We start from the raw sequence: 12,326 nt of genomic DNA, 5'->3' as shown, positions 1-12,326 counted from the left end.
AGCCGGTGCTCCCTAGCGCCAGAGCAGCGCTTCCTCCAGGGGTTTGCGGGTCAGCTCGGGGACCTCGCAGTCGTCGGCCGGATAGCCGACCGGGAACAGGATGTAGGGCCGCTCGCTGGACGGGCGCTCCAGGAGCGCCGTGAGGAAGCCCATCGGGTTCGGCGTGTGGGTCAGCGTCGCCAGGCCCATCGTGTGCAGCGCGGTGATGAACATGCCGCAGGCGATGCCGACGCTCTCGTTGACGTAGTAGTGCTTCTGCTTGCCGGTGCCGGTCACCCGGTACTTCTGCGCGAACGCGACCACGATCCACGGCACCACGTCGAGGAACTCCTTGTTCGCGTCGGTCTCGAGCCGCGACAGGGCCCCGTGCCACTGCGGGATGTCCTCGCGCCCGTAGAACGCGCGCTCCTCGGCCTCGGCGGCCAGCCGGATGCGGTGCTTGAGGTCGGGATCGCGCACCGCGACGAAGGTCCACGGCTGCTGGTGCGCGCCGCTGGGCGCGGTGTTCGCCGTCCGCACGGCCAGTTCGATCGCCTCGCGCGGCACCGGTTCGGAGCTGAAGAACCGGACGCTGCGGCGACCGTCCAGGTGCTCGAAAAGCTCCTGCCCGCGCCGCAAACCTTCGGCGGGCGGCAGTCGCGGCGGCGTGTAGGGCACGAACGGGTGGGCGTGCTGGCGGGGCGCTGGTGCGGTCACTGGTCCTCCCGGGTGGGCGTCGGCTGTGATGTAAGCGGAGGAGGGACGGGCGCAGGTATCGGCCGTTCCGGCGAAGGTTCTCCCACATGGTGGGAAATCTGGGAACCGGTGGAGGGTCGCCGGTAGAGGTTATGGGGCAAGTCACACTTGTCGCCGGTTGCTCATCTCGGGCGGGGCCGGGGCGAAGCGATACAGGTGGCGCTACCTGCGTTCCGATGCGGAACTCCGCTGTACCGGTGGTCGCCGGGCCTTCCCGGACGGGTGTGCGGATGCGTGCGGAAGGTGATCGGGCGAACCCCGGACGTGATCGGAATAAATGCCGGGGATGTATCGTTCGCCACAGGATGGACGTTGCCTGCAGGTGAAGGGGAACGGATCAAGTTGAGCACCGCGAACGGGCACCGGACCAACGGGGCCCAGAAGCTGAACCGGGTGGTCATCCGGTTCGCCGGGGACTCCGGTGACGGCATGCAGCTGACGGGTGACAGGTTCACCTCGGAAGCCGCGGCCTTCGGCAACGACCTGGCCACGCTGCCGAACTTCCCCGCCGAGATCCGCGCGCCCGCCGGCACCCTGCCCGGAGTGTCCAGCTTCCAGCTGCACTTCGCCGACTACGACATCCTCACCCCGGGCGACCGGCCCGACGTGCTGGTGGCGATGAACCCGGCGGCGCTCAAGGCGAACCTGGGCGACCTGCCGCACGGCGGCATCCTGATCGTCAACACCGACGAGTTCAGCAAGCGCAACCTGACCAAGGTCGGCTACGACGCCAACCCGCTGGACGGCGAGGAGCTGGAGCGCTACCAGGTCCACCGGGTGGCGATGGGGACGCTGACCCAGGGCGCGCTGGAAGGCAGCGGACTCGGCAAGAAGGACGCCGAGCGCTGCAAGAACATGTTCGCCCTCGGCCTGCTGTCGTGGATGTACCACCGGCCCACCGAGGGCACCGAGCGGTTCCTGCGCGAGAAGTTCGCCAAGAAGCCGCAGATCGCCGAGGCCAACGTGCTGGCCTTCCGCGCGGGCTGGAACTACGGCGAGACCACCGAGTCCTTCGCGGTGACCTACGAGGTCGCGCCCGCCAAGCTGCCCGCGGGCACCTACCGGCAGATCACCGGCAACACCGCGCTGGCCTACGGCATCGTCGCCGCCGGGCAGTGCAGCGAGCTGCCGGTGTTCCTGGGCACCTACCCGATCACGCCGGCCTCCGACGTGCTGCACGAGCTGGCCAAGCACAAGAACTTCGGCATCACCACCTTCCAGGCCGAGGACGAGATCGCCGGTGTCGGCGCGGCGCTGGGCGCCTCCTTCGGCGGGGCGCTGGGCGTGACGACCACCTCCGGGCCCGGGCTGGCGCTGAAGTCGGAGACCATCGGCCTGGCGGTGGCGCTGGAGCTCCCGCTGCTGGTGTGCGACATCCAGCGCGGCGGCCCCTCCACCGGCCTGCCGACCAAGACCGAGCAGGCCGACCTGCTGCAGGCCCTCTACGGCCGCAACGGCGAATCGCCGGTCCCGGTGATCGCCCCGTGCTCGCCCGCGGACTGCTTCGACGCGGCGCTGGACGCGGTGCGCATCGCGCTGGCCTACCGGACGCCGGTGCTGCTGCTGTCCGACGGCGCGATCGCCAACGGTTCGGAGCCGTGGCTGATCCCGGAGACCGACCAGCTGCCCGACCTGCGCGTCGAGTTCGCCACCGAGCCCAACGCGCCGGACGGCTCCGGCGAGTTCTGGCCCTACGTGCGCGACCCGGAGACGCTGGCCCGCGAGTGGGCGGTGCCCGGCACGCCGGGCCTGGAGCACCGGGTCGGCGGGCTGGAGAAGGCCGAGGGCAAGGGCAACATCTCCTACGACCCGGACAACCACGACAAGATGGTGCGGCTGCGCCAGGCCAAGATCGACGGCGTGCAGGTCCCGGACCTCACCGTCGACGACCCCTCCGGCCGGGCCCGCGTGCTGGTGCTGGGCTGGGGCTCGTCCTACGGGCCGATCGGCGCGGCCTGCCGCCGGGTCCGCAGCCGGGGCATGGACATCGCGCAGGCCCACCTGCGCCACCTCAACCCGATGCCGGGCAACCTTGGCGACGTGCTGCGCAGCTACGACAAGGTGATCGTCCCGGAGATGAACCTGGGGCAGCTGGCGATGCTGCTGCGCGCCCGCTACCTGGTCGACGTGCAGTCCTACACCAAGGTCGCGGGGCTGCCGTTCCAAGCCGAGGAGCTGCAGAACGTGCTCACCGACGTGGTGCAGGGGGTGTCCGCGTGACGACCACCGATCTGGGGATCCCGGGCCTGGGCGGGCTCGCCGGGGTGCCGACGACCGACGAACCGCAGAAGGCCAAGGACTTCAAGTCCGACCAGGAGGTGCGCTGGTGCCCGGGGTGCGGCGACTACGTCGTGCTCAACGCGGTGCAGAGCTTCCTGCCGTCGCTGGGGCTCAAGCGGGAGAACATCGTGTTCATCTCGGGCATCGGGTGCTCGTCCCGGTTCCCGTACTACATGAACACCTACGGGATGCACTCCATCCACGGCCGCGCCCCGGCGATCGCGACCGGCCTGGCGACCAGCAGGCCGGACCTGTCGGTGTGGGTGGTGACCGGTGACGGCGACGCGCTGTCCATCGGCGGCAACCACCTGATCCACGCGCTGCGCCGCAACGTGAACCTGAAGATCCTGCTGTTCAACAACCGGATCTACGGCCTGACCAAGGGCCAGTACTCGCCGACCAGCGAGGTCGGCAAGGTCACCAAGTCGACCCCGGTGGGTTCCCTGGACCACCCGTTCAACCCGGTCTCGCTGGCGCTGGGCGCGGAGGCCTCGTTCGTGGCCCGCGTGATCGACTCGGACCGCGCGAGCGTGACGGAGACCCTGAAGGCGGCGGCCGAGCACCGCGGCAGCGCCCTGGTGGAGATCTACCAGAACTGCCCGATCTTCAACGACGGCGCCTTCGACGTGCTGAAGGACAACGACGAGAAGCAGCGCCGCATCGTCGCCCTCAAGCACGGCGAACCGATCACCTTCGGCCCGGAGGACGAGCAGTACGGCGTGGTCTCCGGCCCGGACGGCTTCCGCGTCGCGAAGCTGTCCGAAGTGGACGAAACCGAAGTGCTGGTGCACGACGCGAACCGCGAGGACCCCTCCTACGCCTTCGCCCTCTCCCGCCTGGGCGGCCAGGACCTCAACCCCGCGGTGACGGGCATCTTCCGCTCGGTCGAACGCCCCACCTACGACGACCTCGCCCGAACCCAGGTGACGGAGGCCCAGCAGTCCAAGCCGCCGAACCTCCGCAACCTCCTCCACGGCAACGACACCTGGACGATCTGATTCCGGGCCGGTGAAGGGCACCTTTCGCCAAGTAAGTTGGCGAAAGGTGCCCTTCACCTCTCACCCATCCGCGTGACGCCGCACGTTCGAGGGTTTGGTGAAGGGCACCTTTAGGCAAGTAAGTTGCTTAAAGGTGCCCTTCACCGTGCGGTGTCGGTAGCAGCGGTCAGCTGAGGTCGAAGGCGCCGCGCTTGAGCTTGCCGATGAAGTCGCCCCATGACTCGCGGTCGAACGCCAGGATCGGCCCCTGTGCTTCTTGTTTTGAGTCGCGCACGCCGGTGAGACCCTGCGCTGAAGCGATCTCGACACAGGCACCCGTCTCGTTGCTGCGGCTGCTCTTCCTCCAGCGTGCGGTGGATAAGTCTGGTGCGGGCATGGTGCTCCTTGTCGCTACGGCTGCCCTTGGTGGATCTCCGCGATCCGCAGGGACGACGCTTCGGGATCCAAAGCCAGTTCGCGCAGGCGGTCGAAAGTTCGGTGATAGACCTGAACCTCGGTCTCTTCCTCCAGGTAGAGCCCGTAATGCAGGTTGTCTAGGTACACGCCCTGGGCTCCATCAGGGCCGAACGTGACGAGGTGGAAGCCAGTCCCAATGCCCGGATAAGCGCCGATGTGGGTTGGAAGGACCTGCACCGTGACGTTCGTGAGCTCACACCGAGCGAGCACGAAGTCTAGTTGCTCCCGCATGACCTCGGTGCCGCCGATCGGAAGCTGCAGTGCGGACTCGTGGATAATCGCGTGGTACCTCAACGGGTCGTCGGACGCATCCAGCGCAGCTTGGCGTTCCCGGCGGACCTCGAGGCGTGCGGCGACGAGTTCCTCTCCAGAATTGCGCACTCCTGCGCGGAGGATCGCCTCGCAGTAGGCGTCCGACTGGAGTAGCCCCGGCACGAGGTGGGTCTCGAAGCTGCACAACAGGGTGGCGGCGGTTTCGACTTCCAGGTAGTCCTCGAAGTCTCCGCGTACCGCGTCGGGGCGGTAGGTGTTCCACCAGCCTGTTTCGAGCGAGGCCGCCGCCAGTTCGACGAGGCGGTTCCGGTCGGCTTCCGGGATGCCGAGCACCGTGCCGATGGCGATGATCTCGGCGGGCCCTGCGATGGTGTCGGCTCGTTCGAAGCGGCTGAGCTTGGGCACCGACCAGTGGAGCGGTTTGGCGACTTCTTCCTGCGTCGCGCCTTTCGACCTGCGCCAGTCGCGCAGAGTGCGAGCGATCCGCCGCTGGCGGACGTTGGCCTCGTTCCTGGGCACTCCGACACCTCCGCTGGCACTCGTCACCGATGATCAGCTGTTACGCCGGACGCAGCCTATCGCGCGTCCGTTCGGTGGATCGTGTGAACGCCGAGCCTGATCGAGTGTGTCGCCTTGTTCTCATGAAAATTTTCACTGACGCTAGTTCTCGTGGCCGCCGCAGGTCTATCGCGGTGGCGCTTCGAGTTCGTTTGTTCGCACCGTTCACGGCAATTCGAGGAGGAAGGTCGGACATGGGTCGGTGTGAGGTTGCTGCGTGGGTCAGGATCGAAGATTGCTCGATGGAGTACGCCATCTTCGGTGACGAGGTCGAGTTCCGTCTCGGCGGGCAGGTCGACGGCATGGACGTCGTCTTCACTGAAGAGGGCTTGGAACGGCTTGTCTCGCAGGGGGAGCGGGCTCTCCGCGAGCTTCGGGCTGATCGGACGCCGGTGGGGTGAGGGGGTGCCGTGAGCGCTTTCTGGGGTTATGGCACCAGAAAGCGCTCACGGGCCGGTCACGGGAGGAGGTCTGCCAGGTGGGTCACCTGGGTTGGGTCGGGGGACCAGCAGTAGAGGACCGCTTCGTCCGCGCCTAGGGATTCGAGGTGGGCGAGTTGGGTTTTCAGGGCTGCTGGGGTGGTGAGCACGGCGTTGGCGAAGTTCGCGTCGCCGTAGTAGCGGGTCATCTCGGTTCGGGCTTCGTCGGCCACCGCTTCCGGGCCGATCGCCGTGTTGAGCTGGCCGATCAGGCGGGGTTCGCCCGGGCGGCCGTGGTTTCGCCAGGAGTTTCGGGCGAGGGTGAACGTCGTTTCCACGTACTCCAGCGGGCCTGCGGCCAGGAAGCCGTCGCCCCAGCGGCCGACGCGGTCGATCGCTGCCGGGCGGAAGCCGCCGAAGAGGATCTCCGGGCGCACTGCGGGGCCGATCGGACCGGCGTTGTCGCTGTGCGGTTCGCCGGACCACAGGCGGTGCATCAGGTCCAGCTGCTCGTCGAGGATCCGGCCGCGACGGTTGAGATCCGTGCCTGCGGCCGCGTGGTCGTCCTCGCGGCCGCCGACTCCGATGCCGAGGGTGAAGCGGTTCCCGCTCAGCTGGGCCAGCGTCGCCGCCTGCTTGGCCAGCAGCGGGGTTTGGCGCAGCGGGGCGAGCAGGACTTCGGTCTGGAGCCTGATGCGGCGGGTCGCACCGGCGAGCGTCGCCAGCGTGACCAGGGGCTCCGGGTTGTCGTACACCAGGCGGTCCAGCAGGCCGAGGGTGCTGAACGGGCCGTCATCGGCGAGTCGCGCCCAGGTCGGCAGGGCGGTGGGTTCGGCGATGGGCAGGCCGAGGCCGATCTTCATGTCTTGCGCCTCCAGAAGGGCAGGGTGAACACCTGTGCCGCCCCCTCGTTTCGCGCAAGCGGGTTCTCGTTCTGCGGCGCACTCCTGGAGAACCTGATCAGAGTGCGCCTACTCTATCCCGGCGCCGCCCACCGCGGTCAACCGCGTTTGAAGTAGTCGACCAAGCGGGAGTAGCTGTCGTCTCCGTGGCCGTCGGCCAGGGCGCGGTTCACCAGGGCCTGGGAGTGCGCCGGGAGCTCTACGTCCAGGCCTCGGGCACGGCTTTCCGCCACCAGGTCGTCGATCGACGGCAGGTGGTGCTTGAGCCCGCCGAACTCGGTCGCGTGCTCGGCGCGGTCCACCTCGCCGCCGAGCATCGGCAGGAACGCCGCCAGCGCGGCCAACGACGGGTCCGCGTGCTCCAGGAACTGCTCGGTCGTGATGCCCTCGCTCGACAGCAGCGCCGCTGCGTGCAAGAAACCGTTGAGCAGCCCCCACATCGTGCCGTGCACGGCCATGCCGTAGATGCCCGGCACGCCGGGGTTGGACGAGACGAAGACGCTCCGGCCGCCCAGCAGTTCCAGCACCGGGCGGTAGTGGTCGTAAGCGGCTTGAGCGCCGCCGTAGAACACCACCGCATCAGGCGAGCCGATGCCGGGCGCGATGGTCATGATCTGCCCGTGCAGGTACTTCGCGTCCCTTGCTGCGGCGAATTCGGCGACCTCGCGCGCCGCCGCCGACGGGCCGTCCGTCAGGTTGACGACGACGCGCCCGGACAACGCCTCGCCGGCGGCGTCCAGGACTTCCCGCGCCACGTCGTTGCCCTGCACCGAAACGACCACGAGTCGGCTGGCCAGCACGGCATCCCGAACCGTCCCAGCACGTTCCGCGCCCCGGGACACCAGGGCGTCGGCCCGTTCCGCGGTGCGGTTCCACACCGTCGTCGGGTGTCCACCGTCCAGGAACGCCCCGGCGAGGGCCGATCCCATCTCGCCCAACCCGATCACCGTCACCGCGGGCCTGACCTCGCTGGTCATGTGCTCACTCTCCTCGAAATGCGGCCCCGGACGTCCCGGAGCGATCAACGAACTCGGCGTCAGGCGGCGGCGAACCCGCGGTGCAGGGCCGATGCGATCTCGACCGCGCGGCGGGCCTGGAACTCCACCGCGGCGAGGTTGGCTTCGGCCACGTTGGCGGGGTTGTTGGCGGAGACGCTGCTCGCGCCGTACGGGTTGCCGTTGAGCGCGTCGAACTGGACCGGGTCGGCGAAGCCGGGCGGGACGATGATCGCGCCCCAGTGGTAGAAGGTGTTGTTCAGCGCCAGCAGGGTGCTCTCCTGGCCGCCGTGGCCGGTGGAGGTGGAGGTGAACGAGGAGACGACCTTGTTCACCAGCTTGCCCTGGAACCACAGGCCGCCGGTGGTGTCGATGAACTGCTTGAGCTGCGCGGCGGGCAGGCCGAACCGGGTCGGGGTGCCGAAGAGCAGGACGTCGGCCCACTCCACGTCGGCGAGGCTCGCCTCGGCGACGTCGGCGGTCGCGGCGACGTGCTCGGCCCAGGCCGGGTTGCTCTCGACGGCTTCGGCGGGCGCCAGCTCGGCGACCTTCAGCAGACGCACCTCGGCACCGGCCTTCCCGGCGGATTCGGCGGCGGCCTCGGCCAGGGTGTGGACGTTGCCGGTGGAGGAGTAGTAGACGACGGCGACGTTGGTCATGGGAATTGCCTCTCGGGTGGTGTGCTCGTGGCTCGTGATCAGACGAAGAAGCTGTCGTGGCGGAGGACGAACTCCCTGCGCTCTTCCTCGCTGAGCGAGGCCAGTTCCGGGAGGCCCTCGAAGTAGCCCTCGCGGGGCGCGCCCGGGGCGAAGAGCATGAGCATGGAAGCGGGTTCGCCGGATTCGTTGCGGAAGGCGTGCAGTCCGCCCACCGGCACGTACAGGTAGTCGCCGGAGGTGGCGGTGATCCAGCGCTCGCCGTCGAACAGCCGCATGGCGCCGGACAGGATGAAGAACGACTCCGAGATGGCCTTGTGGAAGTGCGTGCTCGGCCCGACGGACTCCGGGCCCATGTCCACCCGGTACAGGCCGTACTCGCCGCCGGTGGAGGCGGTGGTGGACAGGTAGTGGTACGAGGTGGCCTTGGGGTCGTCGTCGGCGGCGCCGACGGGCTTGGCGACGAAGTCTGGCCCGGTGGTCTCGGGGCGGAAGCTGGCGTTGATCTCGCCGTGCTCACCGAAGTAGCGGGGTTCGGGGTAGGACACGAGTGCTCCTAGGTCGGGGTGAAGAGGTCGCGGGCGGACGTCGGTCACCCGTCTGCTCGACGACACCAAGTAGATGAGCGCTAAGATAGTCAGCGCTCGCGGGAGTGTCAATTAAATGAGCGCTCAGATATTTGACTGGAGGAGAACCCATGGCCGACGCGGTGTCCGCGGTGCTGGCGCAATGGCGCGAACAGCGCCCTGACCTGGACTTCACGCCGATCAGCGTGGTCGGCCGGATCATGCGGCTGTCCCGGCTGTGGGACAAGGAGATCAAGGACTTCCTCGCCGGGCACGGCCTCGAATCCGGCGAGTTCGACATCCTGTCCACGCTCCGGCGCTCCGGCGAGCCGTACACGCTGACCGCGGGGGCGTTCCTCAAGGAATCCCTCGTCACCACCGGCGCGATCACGCTGCGCGTCGACCGCATGGAGCGGAAGGACCTGGTCGCCCGGGTGCGCGACGATGCCGACCGGCGCTCGGTCAAGATCCAGCTGACCCCGCACGGGCTGGCGGTCATCGACCGGGTCCTCCCGCTGCACCTGGCCAACGAGGCCCGGCTGCTGGGCGGGCTCGACCGCGACGGGCGCGAGGACCTCGCCGCCGTGCTCGCCGCGGTGCTGGAATCCAGCGGAGACACCCCGCCCGGGTCCTGAACCGGGGTTCGCTGGCGGTGGGCGCAAGCAGCGGGCGGGCTCGGCGGGTGATCCGGCCACCTTCTGCTGATTGACCGGACAACGACGCGGGCTTACCTTCGCTTGGCGATGATCAGCTAGGAGGTCGGCGTGTGCCAGGAGTGTTGTCGGCGTTCCCCGCAGCCCCGGATTTCGCGGGCGCAGTTCCTCAAGCTCGTCGGGCTGGCCACCGCCGGGGTGGCCGTCGCGGCGGGGTGTTCCAGCGGTGAACCGGGTTCCGCGCAGCGGGGCGGACCGGTGCTGATCGACAACGTCCGGGGCTTCACGCTGACCCCCGACGGGCCGTTCGAGTTCTCCAGCCTGCTGGTCGGGGCCGACGGGCGCGTCGGCGGGCTCGACGTGGCCAACGCAGGCGGAGCCGAGCGCATCGACGGGCGCGGCCGGGTGCTCATCCCGGGCCTGCACGACGCGCACGGGCACTTCGGGCAGCTCGGCGCCAACGTCTCGCAGCTCAACCTCGCCGGGACCAAGTCGCTGGGCGAGGCGATGCAGGCGCTCAAGGCCTTCGCCGCCGAGCACCCGGAGCGGCAGTGGATCCTCGGGCGCGGCTGGAACGACGTGATCTGGGGTTCCGGCAGGCTGCCGTCGGCGGCGGACCTGGACGCCGTGGTGCCGGACCGGCCGGTGTGGCTGGTGCGCGTGGACGGGCACGCCGGAGTGGCCAACACCGCCGCGCTGCGGCAGGCCGGTATCACCCGCGACACCCCGACGCCGCCGGGCGGGGAGATCGTGCGCGGTGCCGACGGCGCACCGACCGGGGCCTTCGTCGACGCCGCTCAGGACCTCGTCGAAGCGCACCTGCCGAAGCCGACCACCGACGACCTCAAGCAGAACTTCATCGCCGCGCAGCGCAAGCTCAACGAGGTCGGTCTCACCTCGGTCAGCGATGCGGGCACCAGCGCCGCCGAGCTCGCGGTCCTGCACCAGCTGGCCTCCTCCGGCGAGCTGACGATCCGCACGAACTCGTTCCTCACCTACGACGCCTACCGCGAGCTCGGTGCGCAGGCGCGCGGTGATTCCTTCGCCGACGACATGCTGCGGGTGCGCACCGTCAAGCTCTACATCGACGGCGCGCTGGGCTCGCACGGCGCCGCGATGCTCGCGCCCTACAGCGACGACCCGGAGAACTCCGGGCTGCCGCAGATGGACGCCGCCGAGCTGCGCAACCGCGTCACGCAGGTGATGCGGGACGGCTTCCAGGTCGCCACGCACGCCATCGGCGACGCGGGCAACCGGATGGTGCTCGACGCCTACGAAGCCGCGATGGCCGAGGTCGGCGGCGACATGCGGCACCGCATCGAGCACGCGCAGGTCCTCGCGGTGGAGGACATCCCGCGGCTGCGCAGGAACGGGATCATCGCCTCGATGCAGCCGGTGCACGCCACCGACGACATGAACATGGCCGAGGAGCGCGTCGGCGCTCAGCGCATCGCGGGTGCCTACGCGTGGCGGACCATGCTGGAGCAGGGCATCACCATCGCGTCGGGTTCGGACTTCCCGGTGTCCTCGGAGAACCCGTTCGACGGGCTGCACGCCGCGATCACCCGGACCGACCGGGAGGGCCGGCCGGTCGGCGGCTGGTACCCGCAGCAGGCGATGAAACCGGACGAGGCGCTGCGCTCGTTCACCCTCGACGCCGCGTTCGCCGCGCACCAGGAGCGGGTGCTGGGCAGCCTGGAACCGGGCAAGCGGGCCGACTTCGTCATCCTCGACCAGGACCCGCTGGACCCGCCGTCCGGCCGGGCGCGCTGGCAGACCAAGACGCTGCAGACCTGGGTCGCCGGGCGCCGCGTCGGCGAGTACGGGGAGCTGTAGTCCGGTGCTGATGCGGTAGGGCGGGTACCCCGGTGACCGGATCCGGGGTACCTGATCGCTGCTTAGGCTCGGCGGGCGACCCGTTGCCGAGGGGAAAGCGGCGAGCCATGACGCAGACCGTGAGCAAGCGGACCTGGAGCGATACCGGGCGCCCGTTCCCGTACGTGCTGATGTACCACTCGGTCGCCGTCCACGAGCACGACCCGTACCTGGTGACCGTCGATCCGCGCCGCTTCGACCAGCAGCTGCGCTGGCTGCGGGACAACGGGCTGCGCGGGGTGTCGATGGGCGAGCTGCTGCGGGCGCGCCGCGCAGGTGCGGCGCGCGGCCTGGTCGGGCTGACCTTCGACGACGGCTACGCCGACTTCGCGCGCAACGTGGTGCCCGCGCTGCAGCGGCACGGGTGCACCGCGACGGTGTTCGTGATCGCCGGGCGGATCGGCGGCGACAACGAGTGGGACCCGGCGGGGCCGCGCAAGCGGCTGATGACCGCGGAGGAGGTCGGGGAGGTCGCCGCGGCCGGTGTGGAGGTCGGCTCGCACGGCCTGCTGCACCAGCACATGTCCTATTTGGACGATGACGAGCTGGTCGCCGAATCGGTGACCAGCCGGGACCTGCTGCGCGAGATCACCGGCCAGGACGTCGCGGGCTTCTGCTACCCGTACGGCGACGTCGACCAGCGCGTGGTGGACGCGGTGACGGCGGCGGGCTACGAGTACGCCTGCGCCATCTGGCGTTCGGAGCTCTCAGGCCCGCACGCGCTACCGCGCACCTACATCGGCGACCGCGACGGCGCGCTGCGCCTCCGCGCCAAGCACCTGCGCCACCACCTCACCTGCCGCCGCTGACGGCGGGCCGCGGTGCGGACACGCCGCGACGTCAATGGAAATCAGACGTGCGATTCCCATTGAAATCGCGGTGCCGCGGGTCGGGCGCAACGGGGAGCGTCCTCAAGTTTCGGTAAGCGCACTCACCTGCGTGTGGGAGACCTCCGCGGCG

13 protein-coding genes are annotated in these 12,326 nt (G+C 69.4%); 6 read left to right on the top strand and 7 right to left on the bottom strand.

The features are described from left to right. Positions 1-12 precede the first annotated feature (12 nt). A complete protein-coding gene (locus OU416_RS14970) occupies positions 13-696 on the bottom strand; it encodes a nitroreductase family protein (RefSeq protein ID WP_270927537.1) in 684 nt (227 codons plus the stop codon). Positions 697-1,077: 381 nt separating this feature from the next. Here OU416_RS14970 and OU416_RS14965 point away from each other — a divergent pair, with 381 nt between their 5' ends. Together OU416_RS14965 and OU416_RS14960 are read left to right on the top strand one after the other, a co-directional pair. Then, positions 1,078-2,955, top strand: a complete 1,878-nt coding sequence (locus OU416_RS14965) for a 2-oxoacid:acceptor oxidoreductase subunit alpha (RefSeq protein WP_270927536.1) — start codon at positions 1,078-1,080, stop codon at positions 2,953-2,955. Beyond that, positions 2,952-4,013, top strand: coding sequence for a 2-oxoacid:ferredoxin oxidoreductase subunit beta (locus tag OU416_RS14960; protein ID WP_270927535.1), 1,062 nt, complete (start codon positions 2,952-2,954; stop codon positions 4,011-4,013). Before OU416_RS14965 ends, OU416_RS14960 begins: the two co-directional genes overlap by 4 nt. A 166-nt stretch (positions 4,014-4,179) precedes the next feature. Here the strand turns inward: OU416_RS14960 and OU416_RS14955 are convergent, their stop codons facing one another. Further along, positions 4,180-4,389 carry a DUF397 domain-containing protein gene (locus OU416_RS14955; protein WP_270927534.1) on the bottom strand — a complete coding sequence of 70 codons (210 nt, stop codon included), beginning with the start codon at positions 4,387-4,389 and terminating at the stop codon, positions 4,180-4,182. A gap of 14 nt (positions 4,390-4,403) precedes the next feature. Further along, positions 4,404-5,261 (bottom strand): helix-turn-helix domain-containing protein, encoded by an 858-nt coding sequence (locus OU416_RS14950; protein ID WP_270927533.1) that lies wholly within the window; start codon positions 5,259-5,261, stop codon positions 4,404-4,406. Between the two features lie 281 nt (positions 5,262-5,542). Here OU416_RS14950 and OU416_RS14945 point away from each other — a divergent pair, with 281 nt between their 5' ends. Beyond that, positions 5,543-5,701 carry a hypothetical protein gene (locus tag OU416_RS14945; protein WP_270927532.1) on the top strand — a complete coding sequence of 53 codons (159 nt, stop codon included), beginning with the start codon at positions 5,543-5,545 and terminating at the stop codon, positions 5,699-5,701. A gap of 56 nt (positions 5,702-5,757) precedes the next feature. Here OU416_RS14945 and OU416_RS14940 read toward each other — a convergent pair whose 3' ends face one another. From OU416_RS14940 to OU416_RS14925, 4 genes are all read right to left on the bottom strand, one after another. Beyond that, a complete protein-coding gene (locus OU416_RS14940) occupies positions 5,758-6,582 on the bottom strand; it encodes an LLM class flavin-dependent oxidoreductase (RefSeq protein ID WP_270927531.1) in 825 nt (274 codons plus the stop codon). A gap of 137 nt (positions 6,583-6,719) precedes the next feature. Next, on the bottom strand, positions 6,720-7,598 hold the full coding sequence (locus OU416_RS14935) for an NAD(P)-dependent oxidoreductase (protein ID WP_270927530.1): 879 nt from the start codon (positions 7,596-7,598) through the stop codon (positions 6,720-6,722). A gap of 59 nt (positions 7,599-7,657) precedes the next feature. After that, positions 7,658-8,275 carry an NAD(P)H:quinone oxidoreductase gene (gene wrbA / locus OU416_RS14930; protein WP_270927529.1) on the bottom strand — a complete coding sequence of 206 codons (618 nt, stop codon included), beginning with the start codon at positions 8,273-8,275 and terminating at the stop codon, positions 7,658-7,660. Between the two features lie 38 nt (positions 8,276-8,313). After that, positions 8,314-8,820, bottom strand: coding sequence for a cupin domain-containing protein (locus OU416_RS14925; RefSeq protein WP_270927528.1), 507 nt, complete (start codon positions 8,818-8,820; stop codon positions 8,314-8,316). 149 nt (positions 8,821-8,969) lie between these two features. Here OU416_RS14925 and OU416_RS14920 point away from each other — a divergent pair, with 149 nt between their 5' ends. From OU416_RS14920 to OU416_RS14910, 3 genes are all read left to right on the top strand, one after another. Continuing rightward, the gene (locus tag OU416_RS14920) at positions 8,970-9,473 is read left to right on the top strand and encodes a MarR family winged helix-turn-helix transcriptional regulator (protein ID WP_270927527.1); all 504 of its coding nucleotides are present in this window, start codon (positions 8,970-8,972) and stop codon (positions 9,471-9,473) included. A 129-nt stretch (positions 9,474-9,602) separates the two neighbouring features. Further along, positions 9,603-11,327 carry an amidohydrolase gene (locus OU416_RS14915; RefSeq protein ID WP_270927526.1) on the top strand — a complete coding sequence of 575 codons (1,725 nt, stop codon included), beginning with the start codon at positions 9,603-9,605 and terminating at the stop codon, positions 11,325-11,327. A 107-nt stretch (positions 11,328-11,434) separates the two neighbouring features. Further along, positions 11,435-12,175 (top strand): polysaccharide deacetylase family protein, encoded by a 741-nt coding sequence (locus tag OU416_RS14910; RefSeq protein ID WP_270927525.1) that lies wholly within the window; start codon positions 11,435-11,437, stop codon positions 12,173-12,175. Positions 12,176-12,326: the final 151 nt, after the last annotated feature.

It is taken from the genome of Saccharopolyspora indica, assembly GCF_027853965.1.
Lineage (GTDB): Bacteria > Actinomycetota > Actinomycetes > Mycobacteriales > Pseudonocardiaceae > Saccharopolyspora > Saccharopolyspora indica.
Note: the sequence above shows the minus strand (reverse complement) of the source record. Positions and strands in the feature narration are given on the sequence as shown.

Bases quoted from the DNA above. Each gene is read 5' to 3' on its own strand.
- OU416_RS14955 (WP_270927534.1), bottom strand. From the start codon at position 4,389: ATGCCCGCACCAGACTTATCCACCGCACGCTGGAGGAAGAGCAGCCGC.
- OU416_RS14945 (WP_270927532.1), top strand. From the start codon at position 5,543: ATGGAGTACGCCATCTTCGGTGACGAGGTCGAGTTCCGTCTCGGCGGG.
- OU416_RS14940 (WP_270927531.1), bottom strand. From the start codon at position 6,582: ATGAAGATCGGCCTCGGCCTGCCCATCGCCGAACCCACCGCCCTGCCG.
- OU416_RS14935 (WP_270927530.1), bottom strand. From the start codon at position 7,598: ATGACCAGCGAGGTCAGGCCCGCGGTGACGGTGATCGGGTTGGGCGAG.
- wrbA (WP_270927529.1), bottom strand. From the start codon at position 8,275: ATGACCAACGTCGCCGTCGTCTACTACTCCTCCACCGGCAACGTCCAC.
- OU416_RS14920 (WP_270927527.1), top strand. From the start codon at position 8,970: ATGGCCGACGCGGTGTCCGCGGTGCTGGCGCAATGGCGCGAACAGCGC.
- OU416_RS14910 (WP_270927525.1), top strand. From the start codon at position 11,435: ATGACGCAGACCGTGAGCAAGCGGACCTGGAGCGATACCGGGCGCCCG.